Source organism: Leifsonia sp. EB34 (assembly GCF_041260585.1).
Lineage (GTDB): Bacteria > Actinomycetota > Actinomycetes > Actinomycetales > Microbacteriaceae > Leifsonia.
In genome coordinates this window covers 450,639-469,929 of the sequence record NZ_JBGCCV010000002.1, presented here as the reverse complement: position 1 = coordinate 469,929, position 19,291 = coordinate 450,639, and the positions used below count along the sequence as shown (strand labels likewise).

Genomic DNA, 19,291 nt, shown 5'->3' with positions numbered 1-19,291 from the left:
TCTTTATCGCCATACCCCCTCTGGGTATGCTCGCGGCGGAAGGATGAGACATGACGACCACGACGTTCCAGGTGACCGGGATGACCTGCGAGCACTGCGAGCGCGCGGTGACCGAAGAGGTGACCGCGATCGCCGCGGTGACCGGCGTCGACGTCTCGGCCGCGACGGGAGTCCTCACGGTCGAGTCCGCCTCCGCTGTCGACGACGCCGCCGTGCTCGCGGCCGTCGAGGAGGCCGGGTACAGCGCGGTCCGCTCCTGATGTCCTCCCCCGACGCCGCACACGCCCAGCCGCGGCTGGAGCTGCTGATCGGCGGAATGACCTGTGCGTCCTGCGCGGCCCGGGTGGAGAAGAAGCTCAACAAGCTGGACGGCGTGGAGGCGAGCGTCAACTACGCGACCGAGAAGGCGACGGTGTTCGCGCCCGCGGGATACGACACCGCGGCGCTGGTCGCGCAGGTGGAGAGCGCCGGGTACACGGCGGCTCTTCCGGCGCCTCCCGCAGCGGCCGACGGGGCGGACGGCGCACGCCCGGGCGATCCCGAACTCGCGTCGCTCCGCCGCCGCCTGATCGCGAGCACGGTCCTCGCCCTCCCCGTCGTGCTGCTCTCGATGATCCCGGCGCTGCAGTTCCCGGGGTGGCAGTGGGTCGCGCTCACGCTGGCGACGCCCGTGGTCGTGTGGGGCGCGTGGCCGTTCCACCGCGCCGCCGCCGTCAACCTGCGGCACGGGGCGGCGACGATGGACACGCTGGTCTCGCTCGGCGTCACCGCGGCGTTCGTGTGGTCGGTGTACGCGCTGCTCTTCGGCGGCGCGGGCGCGCCCGGCATGGCCGGCGCGGACCTGTACCTGGAGGTCGCCGCGGGCGTCACGGTCTTCGTGCTCGCCGGGCGATACCTCGAGAAACGCTCGAAGCGGCAGGCGGGGGCGGCGCTGCGCGCGCTGCTGGAGTCGGGCGCCAAGGAGGCGTCGGTGCTGCGCGACGGCGACGGTGCGGACGCGCCCCGCGAGGAGCGCATTCCGGTCGAGCGTCTGGTCGTCGGCGACGTCTTCGTCGTCCGCCCCGGCGAGCGGATCGCCACCGACGGCGTCGTGACCGACGGCTCCGGCGCGGTCGACGCGTCCATGCTGACCGGAGAGTCGGTCCCGGTGGAGGTCGGCCCCGGCGACGGCGTCGCGGGCGGCACGGTCAACGCCGGCGGCCGCCTGGTCGTGCGGGCGACGACGGTCGGCGCGGACACGAAGCTCGCGCAGATCGCACACCTGGTCGAGGACGCGCAGTCCGGCAAGGCCGCCGCGCAGCGCCTGGCCGACCGGATCAGCGGCGTCTTCGTCCCCGTGGTGATCGGGATCGCGCTCGTCACGCTGGTGGCGTGGCTGCTGCTCGGCGCGCCCGTGGAGGCCGCGTTCACCGCGGCGGTGGCCGTCCTCATCATCGCGTGCCCGTGCGCGCTGGGGCTTGCGACGCCCACAGCGCTGCTGGTCGGCACCGGGCGCGGGGCGCAGCTCGGCATCCTGATCACCGGGCCGGAGGTGCTGGAGGCGACGCGGCGCGTGGACACGGTGCTGCTGGACAAGACCGGGACGGTGACCACCGGTCGGATGACGCTGCTGGAGGTCACGGTGGCGGACACGGCGGCGGACGGCGACCGTGCCGAGGTGCTCCGCCGCGCGGGCGCCGTCGAGGACGCCTCCGAGCACCCGATCGCCCGTGCGATCGCCGACGCCGCCCGCGAAGCCGGTCCGGTGCCCGCCGCGACGGCCTTCCGCACCGACGGCGGCCTCGGCGTCTCGGGAACGGTCGAAGGTGAGCGCGTCGTGGTCGGGCGCGCGTCGTTCGTGGCGGCGGCCGGGATGCCGCTCGGCCCCGGCCTCCAGCGTGCGGTCGCCGACGCGGAGGCCTCCGGCGCGACCGCAGTGCTGGTCGGCTGGGGCGACCGCGCCCGGGCCGTGCTCGCGGTGGCCGACGCCGTGGCGCCGCACAGCGCGGAGGCCGTCCGCCGGCTGGCGCGGCTCGGGCTCTCGCCGGTGCTGCTGACCGGCGACAACGAGACCGTCGCGCGCCGGGTCGCTCAGGAGGTCGGGATCCGCGAAGTGATCGCGGGCGTCCTCCCGGCGGAGAAGGCGGAGGTGGTCCGGCGCCTCCAGTCCGAGGGGCGGCGCGTGGCGATGGTCGGCGACGGCGTCAACGACGCGGCGGCGCTCGCCGCGGCCGACCTGGGACTGGCGATGGGCACCGGCACGGACGCCGCCATCCAGGCCGCCGACCTCACGCTGGTGCGCGGCGACCTGAGAGCCGCGGCCGACGCCGTGCGGCTCTCCCGGCGTACGCTGGCAACCATCCGCGGGAACCTCTTCTGGGCGTTCGCGTACAACCTCGCGGCGCTGCCGCTGGCGGCGTTCGGCCTGCTGAACCCGATGATCGCCGGCGCCGCGATGGCGTTCTCGAGCGTCTTCGTCGTGACCAACAGCCTGCGGCTGCGCACCTTCCAGCCGGAGGGCGGCGCCGGGGAGCGGAGGAGCTCGTGAGCCACACCGAACACGGCTCGATGTCGCACGACCACGCCGCCTCGGCAGGCCAGGCCGACCACTCCGGGCACGACCATTCGGCCCACGAGCACGCCGCCCACGAGCACGCCGCCCACGACCACTCCGCTCACGACCACTCCGGCCACGTCGCCGCCTTCCGCCGGCTCTTCTGGATCAACCTGGTCCTCGCGATCCCCGTCGTCGCCTTCTCGCCGATGTTCGCCATGATCCTCGGCTACCCCCTCCCCGACACCGCCTGGCTGTCCTGGGTCTCGCCCGTGCTCGGCACCGTCATGTTCGTCTGGGGCGGGCGGCCGTTCCTGACCGGCGCCGTGTCCGAGCTGCGTGCACGGCAGCCCGGGATGATGCTGCTCATCGCCCTCGCCATCACCGTCGCGTTCGCCGCGTCGTGGGGCGCGACCCTCGGCCTCCTGGATCACCGGCTCGACTTCTGGTGGGAGCTCGCCCTCCTCATCGTCATCATGCTGCTCGGTCACTGGATCGAGATGCGCTCGCTCGCCCAGACCACCTCCGCCCTCGACTCGCTCGCCGCCCTCCTGCCCGACGAGGCGGAGAGGCTGGAGGGCGAGAGCGCCGTCGTCGTCTCCCCCGCCGACCTCGCCGTGGGCGACGTCGTACTGGTGCGGCCGGGTGGCCGTGTCCCGGCCGACGGGCGCGTGGTGTCCGGCGCCGCACAGGTGGACGAGTCCATGATCACCGGCGAGTCGCGTCCCGTCTCCCGGGCCGAGGGCGACCCGGTCGTCGCGGGGACGGTCGCGACCGACTCCGCCCTCCGCGTGCGGGTGACCGCCGTGGGGGACGACACCGCGCTGGCGGGGATCCGGCGGCTCGTCGCCGACGCCCAGAACTCGTCCTCGCGCGCCCAGCGGATCGCCGACCGCGCCGCCGGCTGGCTGTTCTGGTTCGCTCTCGGCTCCGCGGCGATCACCGCGGTGGTCTGGACCGCGATCGGCCTCCCCGACGACGCGGTCGTGCGCGCCATCACGGTGCTCGTGATCGCCTGCCCGCACGCGCTCGGCCTCGCCATTCCGCTCGTCGTCTCGATCGCGACGGAACGGGCGGCGCGCGGCGGCGTCCTGGTGAAGGACCGCCTGGCGCTGGAGACCATGCGCACGGTCGACACGGTGCTGTACGACAAGACCGGAACGCTGACGAAGGGCGAGCCGGCCGTCACGGGCGTGGACGCGGACGGCGACGACGACCGCGTGCTCGCCCTCGCTGCCGCCGCGGAGTCGGACTCCGAGCACCCGCTCGCCCGGGCGATCGTGGCCGCCGCGTCGGCCCGCGGCCTGGTGGTGCCCGCGGCGAGCGATTTCCTGTCCTCCCCCGCGGTCGGCGTGGCGGCCACGGTCGACGGGCAGCGGGTGGAGGTCGGCGGGCCGGCGTTGCTGGAGGTGCGCGGCGCCGCCGAGCGGCCGATCGCCGCGACCTGGCGGAGCGAAGGCGCGATCATCCTGCACGTGCTGGTCGACGGGCGCACGGCCGGGGCGCTGCGGCTCGCCGACGAGGTCCGGCCGGAGTCGCGGCAGGCCGTGGCGGCGCTTCGGGAGCGGGGCATCCAGGTCGTCATGATCACCGGCGACGCGGAGGCCGTGGCCGCGTCGGTCGCCGGCGAGCTGGGGATCGACCGCTGGTTCGCGGGCGTCCGGCCGGAGGACAAGGAATCGACCGTCGCCGCCCTCCAGGCCGAGGGCCGCACCGTCGCGATGGTCGGCGACGGCGTGAACGACGCCCCCGCGCTGGCGCGAGCGGACGTCGGCATCGCGATCGGCGCCGGCACGGACGTCGCCATCGCCTCGGCCGGGGTCATCCTGGCCAGCGACGACCCGCGCTCGGTGCTGTCGGTGATCCGGCTGTCGCAGGCGAGCTACCGCAAGATGCGACAGAACCTGTGGTGGGCAGCGGGCTACAACCTGCTCTCGGTCCCGCTCGCGGCCGGCGTGCTGGCGGCGATCGGGTTCGTGCTGCCGATGTCGGTTGGCGCGATCCTGATGTCGCTGTCGACCATCGTCGTGGCGCTCAACGCGCAGCTCCTCCGCCGACTCGACCTCCGCCCCGAGTCCCTCTGAGAGCACCCGCGCCGACGCTCAGGGGCGGCGGAGCGCGTTGGCCGCGGCGCGCGCGATCGCGGCGGCGACCGCGTCGAGCGCCGCCGAGTGCAGCGACCACTGCTGCCAGTAGAGCGGGACATCCACCGCACCGGCCGGATCCAGCACCACGAGCCGGCCGTCGGCCACGAGCGGGTCGGCCTGGAGGTCGGGCACCATCCCCCACCCCAGCCCGAGCACCGCGGCTCCGGCGAACTCCGTGGACGCCGGGACGAAGTGCTGCGGAGGCCGCGCTCCCGGCGCGAGCGCGTCGAGGTACCGGTCCTGGAGGGCGTCCTTGCGGTTGTAGATCAGCATCGGCGCGAGCGCCGCGTGCTCGGCCGTCCAGCCGTCCGGGCACCACCGCGCGACGAACCCCGGGCTCGCCAGCGGGCGGTAGCGCATCGTCCCCAGGGCGGTGACCGTGCAGCCCTGCACCGGCTCCGCGTCGGAGCCGATCGCCGCCATCGCCGTCCCGTCGCGCAGGCGGTCGATGGTGTGCTCCTGGTCGTCGAGCGTGATGTCGAAGACCGCACCGGGGACCGTCGCCAGCGCGGGCAGCACCCAGGTCGCGAGGGAGTCCGCGTTGACCACCAGCGGGATCGCGGTCGCGGCCGCACCGTCGCCGCCCTCCAACTCTGCCGCCGCCTCCGCCTCCAGCAGCGCCACCTGGCGGGCGAGCCGTAGCAGCACGGCGCCGGCCTCCGTCGCCTGGACGGGCTTGCTGCGCCGCACCAGCACGCGGCCGCTCTGCTCTTCCAGCGCCTTGATCCGCTGGCTCACGGCCGAGGGCGTGATGTGGAGGGCCGCGGCGGCACGGTCGAACGTGCCGTGGTCGATCACCGCGGCCAGGGTGCGGAGCTGGTCGGTCGAAGCATCCATCGACAGCAATGCTAATGGTCCATAAGAAAATCAAGCTGTACTGAATGGCCGCTGGTGCCTATCGTCGAATGGTGCTCTCCGTCTACCTCACCGGCCTCGGCTCCGCCGCCGCCCTCATCGTCGCCATCGGCGCGCAGAACGCGTTCGTCCTCCGCCAGGGGCTCCGCCGCGAGCACGTCCCGGCGGTCGTCGCGATCTGCGTCGCGAGCGACGCGATCCTGATCGCGGCGGGCGTCGCCGGCATCGGCACGCTGGTGAAGGCGGCCCCGCTCGCGCTCACCATCGTGCGCTGGGCCGGGTTCGCGTTCCTGGTCGGCTACGCGGTGTTCGCCGCCGTGCGCGCTGTCCGGCCGAGCACGCTGACGGCCGCGACCTCGGGAGGCGGTACGCTCGCCGCCGCGATCGGCACCTGCCTGGCGATCACCTGGCTCAACCCGCACGTGTACCTCGACACGGTGCTCCTGCTGGGCTCGCTGTCGGCGACGCACGGCGACCCCGGGCGCTGGGTTTTCGGCGCGGGGGCGGCGACGGCGAGCCTGCTCTGGTTCGTGCTGCTCGGGTTCGGCGCGCGGGTGGCCGCTCCGGTGTTCGCCCGGCCGGCGGCGTGGCGCGTGCTGGACGCGGGGATCGCGGTGCTGATGCTGGTGCTCGCGGTGATGCTGGTGGTGTGAGTGCCCGACAACGAAAAAGGACCGCCATTCCTGGCGGTCCTTTTTCCGTGTGGTGGAGCTAAGGAGATTCGAACTCCTGACCTCTTCGATGCGAACGAAGCGCGCTACCAACTGCGCCATAGCCCCGGGGGATTGCTTAGAAACAATAGCACCCTCGCCGTGCCGAGTCGAAATCGAGCCGGGCTCAGCTCGCGGCGCGGCGGCGGCGGAGGACGGCGTCCAAGTCGAGCGCGCCGTCGTCGACCGAGCCGACGATCCCCATGCTCGAGTACACGCTCGGGACGGCCTCCACGACCGCAGCCGGGCGCGACGCGACGGAGGCCGCCACGGTCTCCTGCGCCACCGCCACCGGGCGCAGCAGGACCGGCGCGGGCACCGCGGGAGCGGCCTCGGCGACGGCGGTCGCCTTCCGCTCGAACTCGGCTCGGGCGGACGCGCGGCGCAGCTCGGCGGCGGCGTCCACCGACGCCATCGCCGCGGCGGCGACGGTTCCGGGCGACAGGTGCAGCGGCTTCGGCAGCGGCTGCGGGGTCCAGCTCTGGCGCAGGGCCTCCTGCACCGGGAGGTCGTGCTTGGCGTCGTCGTACAGCGCGGGCGACGCCGGCGCTGCCGGGATGAACGGCACGGGCGCGGGCATGGCGTTAGCCGCGCGGGACAGCCGGCTCAGCATCCCGAGGGCGGCCACCGTGACGGCGGCGGACGCGGCGGGCAGCAGCCAGGCGCCGGTCGCGACCAGGAGTGCGGCGCCGGAGGCGACACCCACCAGCCCGGCGACCAGCGCAAGGGTGCAGATGGCGCGGGAACGGCGCAGCCGGCGGCGGCGCTGCGGCGAGAGCACCGGGCGGGCGTTCCGCGCCGAGAGGACGCTGGCCCGCTGGGCCGCTGCCGCGCGGGAGGCGCGCTCCAGGGCGATGGCCTCGGCGGCGGCGCGCTCGGCCTCCTCCGCGGCCTGCCGGCGCTCCTCGGCGACGGCCAGCTCGCGACGGGCGTGCGCCGCGGCCTCCGCGCGCGCGGTGGCCAGCCGTCTCTCCTCCGCCTTGCGGAGGATCCGCTGCTGCTCCGCGACCGTCTTGGCGGTCGCCTCCATGCGGACCTCGTCCGGAAGCTCACTCGTCTCGGCGAGGATGCGGAGCGTCTGCTGCAGCCGCACCGCGTTGCGCTCCGTCGCCAGGTACTCGCGGCGACGCAGCCACACCGGGACGAGGTAGGCCAGCCAGAGGGCGGCCGCGATGGCGACGACGACCCCTCCGCCCATCACATCCCCAGTCATGCCTCTACGGTAGGGGTCGGCAGGGCGGCGCCCCGGTCAGCGCCGGGGTGTGTCTTCGATGGAGAGGACTCTCAGCGGGCTTACGACCGGCGTGCAGCGCGCTCAGGAGCAGGCAGCGCTCAGTGCCGCCGGGCCACCGGCAGCGGGATGGCCGCCGCCGCCCGATCCTCCGCGGTCACCGTGGCGGCCTCCTCCGGCGCCTCGCCGTCCATCCAGCGCCGCAGCACGCCCTGCTGCAGTTCCTCGGACACCAGCCCGAAGCAGTAGTGGTCGCGCCAGTCGCCGTTGATGTGGATGTAGCGCCGGCGCAGCCCCTCATAGCGGAAGCCGAGCTTCTCGACCACGCGGAGGCTCGGGGCGTTCTCCGGGCGGATGCAGATCTCCATGCGGTGCAGGCCGAGCTGGAAGAAGCAGTAGTCGGTCGCCAGTGCCACCGCGGTCGGCGTGATGTTGCGGCCGGCGAACTCCTCCGCGATCCAGTATCCGATCGTGGCGCTGGAGAGCGAGCCGTAGGTGACCGACGAGACGTTGAGCTGCCCGGCGAGCCGGCCGTCGTACTCCACGACGAACGGGAGGCCGTGCCCGGCCCTGGCGTTCGCGAGCAGGGAGCGGATGCTCGCGCGGGTGTCGAACGCGCCGGGCGCGTACGGGCTGGTGGCCTCCCACTGCCGCAGCCAGGACCGGTTGTCGAGCAGCGAGCGCTCCAGGTTGCGGGCGTCCCGCAGGCGGATCGGTCGCAGCACGATGCGTCCCTCGCTCAGCGTGGGGATGACGAACGCCACGGCGTCCTCCTTCTGCGGCGACCTCGCGCCGCAGATACGACGTTAGCGGTTGACGTCCTCCGGCGCGTCAGCCGCGTCGGTCGGCATCTCCTCGATGATCTCGCGCGGCGCGTCGTGGAGGCCGTCGGCGAACTCCTTCAGCCACGGCCGCAGCTCCGGGCCGAGGTCCTCGCGGTCGACCGCGAGCTGCACGATCGCCTTGATGTAGTCGAGCCGGTCGCCGGTGTCGTAGCGGCGGCCGCGGAACACGACGCCGTACACGCCGCCCGTCCAGTCCGGCGCCTCGGCCATCGACTGGAGGGCGTCGGTGAGCTGGATCTCGCCGCCGCGGCCCGGCTCGGTGCGCTCGAGCACGTCGAAGACCTCCGGGCGCAGCACGTAGCGGCCGATGATCGCGTAGTTGGAGGGTGCCTTGTCGGCGTCGGGCTTCTCGACCAGGCCGGTGATGCGCACCACGTCGTCGTCGCCGGTCTCCTCGATCGCGGCAGCGCCGTAGAGGTGGATGGACTCGCTCGGCACCTCCATCAGCGCGATGACGGTGGCGTTGTAGCGCTGCTGGACCTCCAGCATGTGCTGCAGGAGGTCGTCGCGGGAGTCGATGATGTCGTCGCCGAGCAGCACCGCGAACGGCTCGCGCCCCACGTGCATCTTGGCCCGCAGCACCGCGTGGCCGAGGCCCTTCGGGTCGCCCTGGCGGACGTAGTGGAGGTCGGCGAGCGAGGTCGAGTAGTTGACCTTCTCGAGCCGGTCGGTGTCGCCCTTCTTCTCGAGCGTGTCCTCCAGCTCGGCGTTGCGGTCGAAGTGGTTCTCGAGCGCGTTCTTGTTGCGCCCGGTCACCATCAGCACGTCGTGCAGCCCGGCGGCGACGGCCTCCTCGACCACGTACTGGATGGCCGGCTTGTCGACGACCGGCAGCATCTCTTTCGGCATCGCCTTGGTGGCCGGGAGGAACCGGGTGCCGAGGCCTGCTGCTGGGATCACTGCTTTCGTCACGTGAGTAGCCATACCGAGCACACTATCCGCATTTCGATCGGGCTCCCGGGGGGATCTTCTAGGATTGCGCTATGGAGACCGACACCGCAGCCCATCGCAAGCGCGCACTGCGCGCCGAGCTGCGCGAGCGCCGGCAGAACCTCACGAGCACCGAAAGACAGGCCGCGACGGCCGGAATCACCCGGAACTTGGTCGACCTGACGACGGACCTCTCGGCCCGTTCCGTGGCCTGCTACCTGTCGACCACGATCGAGCCGGACACCCGCCCGTTCGTCAACTGGGCGGTCGCGCAAGGGCTGCGCGTGCTGCTCCCGATCTCCCGCGAGGACGGCCTCCTCGACTGGACCACCGGCGACGGTGAGACCGAGACCGAGGGCCTCTACGGGATGCCGGAAGCCGTCGGCGAGCTGCTCGGGCCGATCGCGATCAACGACGTCGACCTCATCCTCGTCCCCGCGGCCGCGGTGGACGCGACCGGGATGCGGATGGGCTGGGGTCGCGGCTATTTCGACAAGACGCTCGGCAGCATGGAAAAATGTCCCCCGGTGTACGCCGTCGTCTTCGACGGCGAGCTCGTGGACGAAGTCCCGCGCGAGCGGCACGACCAGCCGGTCGACGGCGCTGTCACCCCGACCCGCATCGTCCAGTTCTCCTGACAACACGACACGGAAGCTCATGCCCACCTACTCCTACTCGTGCCGCGACTGCGGCCACGCCTTCGACATCCACCAGGCGTTCACCGACGACGCGCTCACGGTCTGCCCGAATTGCGGCGGAACGCTGCGCAAGGTGTTCGGCACGGTCGGAGTGACGTTCAACGGGTCCGGGTTCTACCGGACGGACTCGCGCGGTGGGACGAAGACGGCGGGAGGGTCGTCGACGTCGTCCTCGTCGGGCGCGTCGTCCTCGTCAGCCTCGGGGTCGTCGTCCTCGTCGTCGGGTTCGTCGGGTTCGTCGGGCTCTTCCTCCGGTTCGTCGGGCTCCGGCTCGTCGGCCGCCTCGGGCTCCGCTGCCTGATCCCGCGCCCACCCGGGCGCACAGCACCACCAGTTCCATCCACCTGGCGAAAGGACCGGTCTTGCTCAAAGGCTTCCGAGAGTTCATCCTCCGTGGGAACGTGCTCGACCTGGCGGTCGCGGTCGTCATCGGCGCCGCGTTCACCGCGGTCGTCACTGCGATCGTGACGAACCTGATCAACCCCGTGATCAGCGCGTTCTTCAAGCAGAGCGACCTCAGCCACGCGATGGTGGTGACCATCAACGGGTCGAGCATCAAGTTCGGCGCGATCCTCGGCGCGCTCATCAACTTCCTGATCGTCGCCGTGGTGGTCTACTTCGTCTTCGTCTTCCCGATCAACAAGATCAAGGAACGGGCGGACCGCCTGCGCAAGAAGGGCGTCGTGCAGCCGGACGCCCCGGTCACCGACCTCGACCTGCTCACCGAGATCCGCGACCTCCTGAAGGCGCAGCAGGCGCCGCCGTCGGCGAACACGGGCCGGCACGCCGACCCGCTGCCCTAAGGCGCGCCCGGTCAGTAGTGCGGCGGCACGTCCCGCCGGAGCTGCTCGTCGTTCGGCGACCACGAGCCCTCCTCGCGGTCCCGCTCCGGGACGCGCGGCTCAGGGTCGGCGCCGGGCGCGCCGGCGCGCTGCACGCGGCGGGAGCGGCGCGCGGGGCGTTCGGGGTCGGGCTTGTCGCTCACCCCTCCAGCGTAACCGCGCCTACCCCGGGCATTCCCCAACGCCACATTCGTGACGAATGTCGCGTATCGCGCCGTCATTCCCGACATTCATCACAAATGTCTCGAAGTTATGAAACGCACATTCAGCGCAAATGGCGCGAATGAGGGCGCCAAACGCGACATTCGGCGCGAATCGGGGCGGCGCTGGGCGACGGTCAGAGCGACGGCAGCACGATCGGCGCCGTCTCCGTGCTCGCCTCGTCGTCGGCACCGATGAGGCGGGCGATGCGGGAGGAGACGGCCTCCGGGTCGGCGAAGAGCTCGAAGCTGTGCACGCGGAGGTAGTGCCAGCCGAGGCGGCGCAGCACGTCCGGGCGCAGCCGGAGCGACTCGCGGAGGCTGCCGCGGTTCACGTCGTCGTCCGTCTCGACCACGACGGCGCGGCCCTCGTTCGACGCCACCAGCGTGAGCTTGCCGCGGTAGCCGATCTGCACGTCCAGGCCACGGCGCGCCAGGCGCTTGGCGAGGTCCACGACCATCGGGTCGGCGTCCGGGCTCAGGTACTCGGGCGCGGCGGCCTGGAGCTGGTCGGCCTCCCCCAGCACCTGGGCGAGCGCGGCGATGCCGTGGCGCATACGGGACTCGTCGATGTCGTCGGGGCGGAAGCAGGAGACGATGTCCATGCCGCGGCGGGCGCGGGTCATCCCCACCGCGAGCAGGCGGTCGCCGCCCGGCTCGGCGAGGGCGCCGAAGTTGGACAGCAGGCGGCCGTGCGGGGTGCGGCCGTAGCCGATCGAGAAGATCACCCGGTCACGGCTCTGGGCGACCGACTGTTCCAGCGTGACGACCGAGAACGGCTCCGGCCGGTCGCCGAGGATGAAGTCGGCCAGCTCGGTCCGCTTGGCGAACGCGGACAGCACGGCCTGGTTGACGCGGACCGCGTGGCGTTCGCTCGCGGTGATGACCATGAGGGACTCGCGCGGCCGCTCGGTCGCGTGCCGAAGCACGAGCTCGACCACCTTCGCCACCTCGGCGTCGGTGCTCTCCACGGCTCCGGTGTCGGTGTCGGGCATGCCCTGACCGCCGGTGACGTAGTGGAGGGCGAGGCTGCCGTGCCCGAGGTAGGTGCCGGCCCACGGCAGGGAGTCGATGTTGCCGCCGTAGAACCGGCGGTTGACCAGTTCGGCCAGGTCTTCGCCGCCGGCCCGGTAGCTGCGCGCCAGCGTGTAGACGGGCAGCAGCTCGGAGAGCCGGGCGAGGGCGGAGTCTGCGTGCAGGGAGTCCACGTCGGCGGCCTCCACCGTCGTGCCGTACTCGTGCACGCCCACATCGAAGCGCGAGGGCGTCTGAGTCACGGGGTCGCCGAAGGCGACCACCTGGCGGGCCCGGCGGAGCGCGGGGATGTTCTCGGCGAGGGTGGAGGCGCCGGCGTCGATGAGCACGACGGTGTCGAACGCGACCTCCTTGTCGATGGCGGGGACCTCGTACGGCGAGACCAGCCAGACCGGGGCGAGCGGGCGGGCGAGGTGCGGTGCGGCCGCGTTGAGCGTCGCCGCGGTGGGCGCGCTCGTGGTCAGCAGCTTCTTGAGCGCCTTGGCCTCCTCGGGCCAGTCGACGATGCCGATCTTCCAGGTCTCGGCGAGCATCCACGCGAGCTGCTTGCCGGTGGCGGAGGCGTGGGCCTCGTCCACCAGGCGGAAGTCGGCCTCCAGCCGGTCGAGCACGCTCGTGTTGCCGCTGAGCAGGGCGCGGTCGGCGGAGAGCAGCGCCTCCAGCACCGACTGCCACCAGGCGAGTTCGAGTTCGGCGCTGACCTGCGACTCCGGCACGTGCCGGACCGACAGGTCGGACAGCAGCGGGTCCAGCCCGCGGTCGCGGAGCTGGCCGAGCAGCGCGGTGCGCTCCTGCAGGTTGGCGAGCACCTCGGACTCGGCCGCGAGGCCGGCGACCTGGCGGGTGAGCTCCTCGATCGGCAGCACCGAGAGGGACTGCGGGGTGCCGGTGCGGCGCAACGGGATGTCGAGGCGCGCCAGGTCCTCCGCGACGCGCTGGTAGGCGACCTGCACGTCCGCGATGCCGACCGGCACCTCGGGCACGACGCCGGCGACGGCGAAGCGGTTCCAGAGGATGCGCTGCTGCTGGATGCGCCGCAGGGCCTCGTTCAGGTCGGTGACGTGCACGCCGGGGCGCACGTACTCCAGGGCGAGCTTGCGCAGCCGGCGGCGGTTCGCGCCGGACATCGCGGGCGCCTCGCGGCGGGAGGAGGTGGCGGCGATCAGCTCGGCGATCGACCGGTCGAACACGTTCGGCGTGAAGCGGTCGAGGGTCTCCCGGATATCGAGCAGCAGGCGCAGGTAGACGCCGAGCTCGGAGATCGACTCGAACGGCCGCATCCGGGTCTGCCCGATCAGCGCCTTGGCGCGGTCGAGCAGGCGGGGCAGCTCGGCGCGGCTGAGCTTCTTGGCGAGGTCGTGGGCGGCCTTGCCCTCCTCGGTGGTGCCGAAGGAGGCGCCGTACCAGGGCGAGTCGTTGGGGCCGTAGCGGAACTCCCCGAGCCGGGCGGCGCGGATCAGCGCGTCTGCCGCGGCGTCGCGTCCGGTGGCGAGCGCTTCGATGGAGGCCCGGCTGAGGCGCGCGGTCGTGGCCGGCGGCGTGGGCAGCAGGGCGAGCCGGGACAGCTCGCGCAGCGCGTCGAGCACCGAGACGTGCAGCACCGGGTCGCGGCGGGCGAGCGCCGCGCGGTAGTCCAACAGCACCTTGCGCAGGCGCACGAGCGCGTCGTCCACGTCGGTGACGCGCGGCTGCTCGGCCTTCTCGTTGCGGCCGATGGACTGGATGAGGTCGCGGCGGAGGCTCCGCGGCGTGACCGCGACGCCGGGCAGGCCGACCTTCGCGAAGCGCTGGGCGATGTCCTCCAGGCTGGAGCGCCGAGGTCCGACGACCAGGACGCGCTTGTGCTGGGCGACCAGGGCGCCGACCGCGTTCACGACCGTCTGGGTGCCGCCGGTGCCCGGCAGGGTCTTCACGACGAGGGAGTTGCCCGCGGCGATCTGCGCGACGACGTTCTCCTGCGCCTCGTCGGCGTCGAGCAGGAGGGAGTCGGTGGCCGGCGGTCGCTCGTCCTGGCGGACGGGCTGGGCCGGGCTGAAGGCGCTCTCGATCGTGCTGCGCGCGGTCGGGTTGCCGGCCAGGGCGTCCAGCAGCGTGGTGTCCAGGTCGTCGGCCTCGGCGCGGAGCGCGGGCGCGACGTCCACGAACGACGACACCACCAGGCGCGGCTGGACGTTGAACCAGGGCAGGTGCGAGGTGAGGCCGCGCAGGCGGTCGATCACCGGCTGCGGCTTGAACGCTCCGTTGTCGAGGGCGAGGGCCACGAACGCGCTCGCGTCGAGCGTGATCTGGAACTGCTCGGCCAGGGCACGGGACAGCTCGGGGTTGAGGAACGGCTGGCCCTTGAGCTTCAGCTCGAAGTCCCGGCCGTAGCGGCGGATGGCCATCGGGCGCAGCAGGATCGGCGCCATGAACTCGTCGGTGCCGTGCCGCCACTGGGCGAGCCCGATCGCAAGATGTACGGATTCGATTCCGCGCACCGAGCGCAGCTCGATCCCTTTCGCCGTGATCGCGTTGGCCGCCGCCCGCGCGGTGCGCAGGGCGAGCTCGTCGCGGATCAGGCTGGAGAGCAGCGTGGACTGCCCGGTGATGAACTGCGGGAGGCCGCCCGGATGCGTGGTGCTCAACTCGATGCGCGTCCGCGGGCTGTCCTCGAAGTGCAGCAACGGCGAGTCGCCGCCGATCGCAGCGATCTCCTCGCGCCAGCGCGCCCACACGTGGTCGGCGATGTTGCCGGCCGTGAGACCGGCCTCGCCGAGGCTGAGCGAGTGCGGCGACGTGGCGTTGGCGGCCGGGCGCAGGGCATCGCCCTCGGGCACGTCGGACGTCATGTCGTCGTCGTCCTCGCTTTTCCTATCCAGTCGCCACACACGGACACCCTACGTGCCGATCCGCGAAACGTCTGGCATTCGGCCGGGTTTCGCGTCAAGTCGCAGGTCGGGAGGAGGTTGCCTGAGAGGTTGCACGGGAGGCGGCGCCCTCGGGCACGGCCTCCCGCCCACCGCGGCCGCCGCCGAGGAACACCAGCCCGATCACGCCGCAGAGGAGATAGAGGGAGGCCTGCGCGTCGAGCACGTGCACCGCCCCGACCGACGACGCGATGAGGCCGGCCACCAGCAGCCCGACCCCCTGCGCGGCGCCGGAGATCGTCCGCACGGCCGCGATCACCCGGCCGAGCGCGGCCCGTGGCGTCACCGTCTGCACGAGCGTGATCTCGCCGGTCTCGGTCGCGACGGCCGGCAGCCCCATCGCGATGAACAGGCCCGCGTAGACCCAGACGGCGGTGGTGACGGGCGCCAGGTTCCAGGTCAGCAGCGAGAGCGCGCCGAACACCAGGTAGCCGACGCCGATCAGCCACCGGGGCGCGACCCGGCGCACGAGGAGCCCGGTGAGCAGACCTCCGAGCACGCCGCCGATCGCCTGCACGCCGCGCAGGATGCCGACCTCGGTGTCACCGGCGTGCAGGTTCCCTGTCACATAGACGATGAAGAGGACGAGGAAGACACCTTGGGCGACGCTGCCGATCACGGCGATCACGGCGACGGTCGCCAGCTCGCGGCTGCGGACGATGGTGGCCATCCCCTCCACCCACTCCCGCAGCAGCCGCCGCTCGACCGCGGGGGCGGACTCCTCCCCCGGCTCCGGGACCCGCGGCGCCAGCGGACGTGTGAGGGCGACGAGCAGGGCGGTCACGCCGAACGACACCGCGTCCACGATCACGACGCCCGGGAGGCCGGACACGGCGAACGCGAGACCGCCGAGCGGCGAGCCGACCAGCCGGGCCAGGTTGTCGCTGATCGCCAGCAGCGCGTTGCCGCGGCCGAGCTCGTTCGGTTGCAGCAGGCGCGGCACCATCGACTGGCGCGCCGGGTTCATCACGGCCCCGAGGCAGGCCTGAACCGCCGCGACGGCGTAGACGATGCCCATCCGGTCGGGCCCGGCGGCGAGCAGCGGCAGCAGTGCGAGCCCCTGGATCAACGCGATGACGATCATGGTGCGCCGCGGGTCCCAGCGGTCGACCAGCACGCCGAGGAAGGTGCCGGCGAGCAGCATCGGGATCAGCTCGGCCAGGAACACGGTGGAGGCGCCGAGCGCCGAGCCGGTCGCCGAGAATGCGAACAGCGGCAGGGCGATCATCAGCAGCCAGTCGCCGGTGTCGGAAACGAGGCCGGCCGACCAGATCAGGCCGTAGTCGCGGCGGAGGAGCGGCGAGCGGGTCATGACTCGTCCTTCCCGGGTGAGGCGAGCGGTTCGTCCGGGTGCCGGAAGGCGTTGAGGCCCAGCACGACCACCGCACTGTCGTCGGGCGCGTCCGAGCGGGTGAGCGCGATGAACGGGCGGATGAGCGCGTCCAGCCGCTCCCCCAGCTCGCGGAGCTCGTCGGGCGCGATCCGCAGCGCGTAGCCGGAGAGGATGCTCGCCTCCCGCCACTCGGGCGGCACGCTGTCGCGCTGCGCGATCGAGCGGTGCAGGCGGGCGGCGTCCTCGTCGATCTGATGGTCGGCGAAGAACCGCTCGACGGTGTCGACGCCGAACTGCATGGCCGGGTCCTCGGTGCGGCCGAGCGTAAGGCCGGTGGCGGTCGACTGCCACGGGCGCTCGCGGCCGTCCTCGGCCTCCACGCGCTCCACGAGCCCGAACTTGGCGAGGGCGCGCAGGTGATAGCTGCAGTTGGAGGGCGTGGAGCCGACCGCCTCGGCGCACTCGCTCGCCGTGCTCGCGCCGAACGACATCAGGTGGTCGAGCAGCGCGAGCCGCAGCGGGTGCGCGAGCGCCCGGAGCGCCCGCGGATCGGTGACCGTGCGGCGATCCTCGCGCCGGCCTCCGCCGGTTCGTCCGTCCGATGTGAAAGACATGTTTCAGATTGTGCGCGCTCGGTTCTTTCACGTCAAGTCGGGTCGATCGGCGTGGCGCGGGAATGATGGCGGTGACCGGCTGTTGTTCACAGGGATGAACGAAATCTCCCGGGCAAGCGTCGGCTTCCGTTCCGAGCGCGGACCGATCCTGATCGCACTCATGCTCACGACCGGACTGGTCGCCATCGACGCGACCATCCTCGCCACCGCTGTCCCCTCGATCGTCCGCGACCTGGGCGGCTTCGCTTCGTTCCCGTGGCTGTTCTCCATCTACCTGCTGGCGCAGGCGGTCTCGGTGCCGGTCTACGCCAAGCTGTCCGACACGCTCGGGCGCAAGCCGATCGTCCTGGCCGGCATCGGCCTGTTCTTCCTCGGCTCGGTGCTCTGCGGATTCGCGTGGAGCATGCCGGCGCTCATCGCCTTCCGCGCGCTGCAGGGCCTCGGCGCCGGCGCCATCCAGCCGATGTCGATGACCATCGCCGGAGACATCTACACGGTGGCCGAGCGCGCCAAGACGCAGGGCTACCTCGCGAGCGTGTGGGCGATCTCCTCGGTCGTCGGCCCGACCCTCGGCGGCCTGTTCTCGCAGTTCTTGTCGTGGCGGTGGATCTTCTTCGTCAACGTGCCGCTCTGCATCCTGGCGGCGTGGATGCTGATCCGCAGCTTCCACGAGAGCATCGAGCCGAAGAAGCACCGCATCGACTACGCGGGCTCCGTGCTGCTGACCGCCGGGATGTCGCTGCTCATCCTCGCCGTACTGGAGGGCGGCCAGGCCTGGGCGTGGGACTCGGTGTGGAGCATCGGCGCCTTCGCCCTCGGCGCCCTGCTGCTGGTCGCGTTCGCCCTCGCGGAGCGCCGCGCGGCCGAGCCCGTGATGCCGCTCTGGGTGCTGTCCCGGCGGCTGCTGCTCACGACCACGCTCATCTCGCTGGGCATCGGTGCCATCCTGATCGGCCTCACCTCCTACGTGCCGACGTACCTGGAGTCCACGGTCGGCGCGCCGCCGTTGGTGGCCGGTCTCGCGGTCGCGGCGCTGACGCTCGGCTGGCCGATCGCGGCGAGCATCTCCGGACGGTTCTACCTCCGGATCGGTTTCCGCAGCACCGCCCTGCTCGGCACGAGCATCGCGATTGTGGGGACCATCATCCTGGCGGCGACGAGCGTGCACCCGAGCGTGCTGTTCGTGGCGGTGAGCTGCTTCGTCGTGGGGCTCGGGATGGGCCTGGTCGCGACACCGACGCTGATCGCGGCGCAGTCCAGCGTCGCCTGGAGCGAGCGCGGCGTGGTCACCGGCACCAATATGTTCGCGCGGTCGATCGGCAGCGCGGTGGGCGTGGCGGTCTTCGGCGCGATCGCGAACGCGATCATCCTCTCGAGCGCGGGCGGGGCGCACTCGCCCGTGGCCGTGCAGGGGGCGTCGACCGCGGTGTTCACGGCCGTGGCCGTGGTCGCCGCGCTGACCATCGTGGCGGGCATCGCGATGCCGCGCTCGCGCGTCGAGGACGTGGAGCTCGGCCGGACGCCGGCCGCCGCCGACTGAGAGCGCCATCCAGAGGGGTCGCAACATGCCGTCATCCCCGTGACGTGACGGCGTGTTGCGACCCCTGTTGTGTGCGGTGGTACTGTGTGGTCTGACCATATGGTCTGACCACAGGAGGGGCCGACGCGATGACGACCGAGCCGAAGGCGTGGGAGAGCGTCCTCTCCCGCATCGAGGAGCGCCTCGTCGACGGCCGGCTCCGGCCCGGCGACCACCTGCCTCCCGAGCGCGCGCTGGCCGCGGAGTTCGGAGTCGCCCGCTCGAGCGTGCGCGAGGCGGTCCGCGTGCTGGAGGCCATGGGGCTGATCCGCACGCAGACCGGCTCCGGGCCGACCTCCGGGGCGATCATCGTCGCGCGGCCGCTCGGCGGGATGCAGGCGCTCATGCGCCTCCAGGTCGCCGCGAGCGGCTTCCCCGTTGCCGACGTGGTGAGCACGCGACTGCTGCTGGAGTCGGCGGTCGCGGGCGAGCTCGCCGAGCGCTCCCCCGGCAGCGCACCCGACCTCGCCGACGCGCGCCAGCTCCTCGACGCGATGGACGACGACGCCCTCACCGCGCCGGAGTTCCTCGCGCTCGACGCGCAGTTCCACCTCGCCCTCGCGGAGGCCGCGGGCAACACCGTCGTCGCCACCACCATGGCGGGCCTCCGCAGCTCGATCGAGGGCTACGTCCTCGCCGGCGCCGAGCGCATCCCCGACTGGGAGGCGATGGCCGCGCGGCTCCGCGCCGAGCACCGCGGCGTGATCGACGCCATCGACGCCGGCGATCCGGCGGCCGCCCGCATCCGCATCCACGACCACATCAGCGGCTACTACCACGACGCGACGCCCTCGCGCACCCTGTCCCCGTCCACCGACGCACGTTAGGCACAC

Annotated in this window: 17 protein-coding genes and 1 tRNA gene; 9 read left to right on the top strand and 9 right to left on the bottom strand. The window is 72.6% G+C overall.

The genetic code is table 11. The features are described from left to right. Window positions 1–50 precede the first annotated feature (50 nt). Genes ABIA36_RS11740 through ABIA36_RS11730 form a run of 3 tightly spaced genes read left to right on the top strand, consistent with a single transcriptional unit; the run spans window position 51 to window position 4,617 of the window. Window positions 51–260 carry a heavy-metal-associated domain-containing protein gene (locus tag ABIA36_RS11740; protein WP_369962558.1) on the top strand — a complete coding sequence of 70 codons (210 nt, stop codon included), beginning with the start codon at window positions 51–53 and terminating at the stop codon, window positions 258–260. Then, the gene (locus ABIA36_RS11735; protein ID WP_369962556.1) at window positions 260–2,527 is read left to right on the top strand and encodes a heavy metal translocating P-type ATPase; all 2,268 of its coding nucleotides are present in this window, start codon (window positions 260–262) and stop codon (window positions 2,525–2,527) included. Before ABIA36_RS11740 ends, ABIA36_RS11735 begins: the two co-directional genes overlap by 1 nt. A 20-nt stretch (window positions 2,528–2,547) precedes the next feature. Continuing rightward, window positions 2,548–4,617 carry a heavy metal translocating P-type ATPase gene (locus ABIA36_RS11730; RefSeq protein ID WP_369963740.1) on the top strand — a complete coding sequence of 690 codons (2,070 nt, stop codon included), beginning with the start codon at window positions 2,548–2,550 and terminating at the stop codon, window positions 4,615–4,617. Window positions 4,618–4,635: 18 nt separating this feature from the next. Here the strand turns inward: ABIA36_RS11730 and ABIA36_RS11725 are convergent, their stop codons facing one another. Beyond that, the gene (locus ABIA36_RS11725) at window positions 4,636–5,517 is read right to left on the bottom strand and encodes a LysR family transcriptional regulator ArgP (protein WP_369962555.1); all 882 of its coding nucleotides are present in this window, start codon (window positions 5,515–5,517) and stop codon (window positions 4,636–4,638) included. A gap of 44 nt (window positions 5,518–5,561) precedes the next feature. On the opposite strand from ABIA36_RS11725, the gene ABIA36_RS11720 reads away from it, so the two are divergent. Then, the gene (locus ABIA36_RS11720; RefSeq protein WP_369962554.1) at window positions 5,562–6,188 is read left to right on the top strand and encodes a LysE/ArgO family amino acid transporter; all 627 of its coding nucleotides are present in this window, start codon (window positions 5,562–5,564) and stop codon (window positions 6,186–6,188) included. 50 nt (window positions 6,189–6,238) lie between these two features. Here ABIA36_RS11720 and ABIA36_RS11715 read toward each other — a convergent pair. From ABIA36_RS11715 to galU, 4 genes are all read right to left on the bottom strand, one after another. After that, a tRNA-Ala gene (locus ABIA36_RS11715) sits at window positions 6,239–6,314 on the bottom strand. 58 nt (window positions 6,315–6,372) lie between these two features. Further along, window positions 6,373–7,458, bottom strand: coding sequence for a hypothetical protein (locus ABIA36_RS11710; protein ID WP_369962553.1), 1,086 nt, complete (start codon window positions 7,456–7,458; stop codon window positions 6,373–6,375). 119 nt (window positions 7,459–7,577) lie between these two features. Then, on the bottom strand, window positions 7,578–8,240 hold the full coding sequence (locus ABIA36_RS11705) for a GNAT family N-acetyltransferase (protein WP_369962552.1): 663 nt from the start codon (window positions 8,238–8,240) through the stop codon (window positions 7,578–7,580). Between the two features lie 42 nt (window positions 8,241–8,282). Further along, on the bottom strand, window positions 8,283–9,245 hold the full coding sequence (galU, locus tag ABIA36_RS11700; protein ID WP_369962550.1) for a UTP--glucose-1-phosphate uridylyltransferase GalU: 963 nt from the start codon (window positions 9,243–9,245) through the stop codon (window positions 8,283–8,285). A gap of 59 nt (window positions 9,246–9,304) precedes the next feature. Here galU and ABIA36_RS11695 point away from each other — a divergent pair, with 59 nt between their 5' ends. The 3 genes from ABIA36_RS11695 to mscL all read left to right on the top strand — a co-directional run bounded on the left by ABIA36_RS11695 (window position 9,305) and on the right by mscL (window position 10,752). Then, window positions 9,305–9,889 carry a 5-formyltetrahydrofolate cyclo-ligase gene (locus ABIA36_RS11695; RefSeq protein WP_369962549.1) on the top strand — a complete coding sequence of 195 codons (585 nt, stop codon included), beginning with the start codon at window positions 9,305–9,307 and terminating at the stop codon, window positions 9,887–9,889. A 19-nt stretch (window positions 9,890–9,908) separates the two neighbouring features. Further along, the gene (locus ABIA36_RS11690) at window positions 9,909–10,250 is read left to right on the top strand and encodes an FmdB family zinc ribbon protein (RefSeq protein WP_369962548.1); all 342 of its coding nucleotides are present in this window, start codon (window positions 9,909–9,911) and stop codon (window positions 10,248–10,250) included. A 61-nt stretch (window positions 10,251–10,311) separates the two neighbouring features. Beyond that, a complete protein-coding gene (mscL, locus tag ABIA36_RS11685; RefSeq protein ID WP_369962547.1) occupies window positions 10,312–10,752 on the top strand; it encodes a large conductance mechanosensitive channel protein MscL in 441 nt (146 codons plus the stop codon). Between the two features lie 11 nt (window positions 10,753–10,763). Here mscL and ABIA36_RS11680 read toward each other — a convergent pair whose 3' ends face one another. From ABIA36_RS11680 to ABIA36_RS11665, 4 genes are all read right to left on the bottom strand, one after another. Further along, window positions 10,764–10,934 (bottom strand): hypothetical protein, encoded by a 171-nt coding sequence (locus ABIA36_RS11680; protein ID WP_369962546.1) that lies wholly within the window; start codon window positions 10,932–10,934, stop codon window positions 10,764–10,766. Between the two features lie 194 nt (window positions 10,935–11,128). Beyond that, complete coding sequence (locus tag ABIA36_RS11675; RefSeq protein ID WP_369962545.1) at window positions 11,129–14,854, bottom strand: AAA family ATPase; 3,726 nt, start codon at window positions 14,852–14,854, stop codon at window positions 11,129–11,131. A gap of 94 nt (window positions 14,855–14,948) precedes the next feature. Next, a complete protein-coding gene (locus tag ABIA36_RS11670; RefSeq protein WP_369962544.1) occupies window positions 14,949–16,244 on the bottom strand; it encodes an MFS transporter in 1,296 nt (431 codons plus the stop codon). Next, entirely contained in the window at window positions 16,241–16,879 is a 639-nt protein-coding gene (locus ABIA36_RS11665; RefSeq protein WP_369962543.1) for an ArsR/SmtB family transcription factor, read from the bottom strand. The genes ABIA36_RS11670 and ABIA36_RS11665 overlap by 4 nt, the downstream gene beginning before the upstream one ends. A 94-nt stretch (window positions 16,880–16,973) precedes the next feature. On the opposite strand from ABIA36_RS11665, the gene ABIA36_RS11660 reads away from it, so the two are divergent. After that, on the top strand, window positions 16,974–18,419 hold the full coding sequence (locus ABIA36_RS11660) for an MDR family MFS transporter (RefSeq protein ID WP_369962541.1): 1,446 nt from the start codon (window positions 16,974–16,976) through the stop codon (window positions 18,417–18,419). Window positions 18,420–18,547: 128 nt separating this feature from the next. Continuing rightward, complete coding sequence (locus ABIA36_RS11655) at window positions 18,548–19,285, top strand: FadR/GntR family transcriptional regulator (protein ID WP_369962540.1); 738 nt, start codon at window positions 18,548–18,550, stop codon at window positions 19,283–19,285. Window positions 19,286–19,291 lie beyond the last annotated feature (6 nt).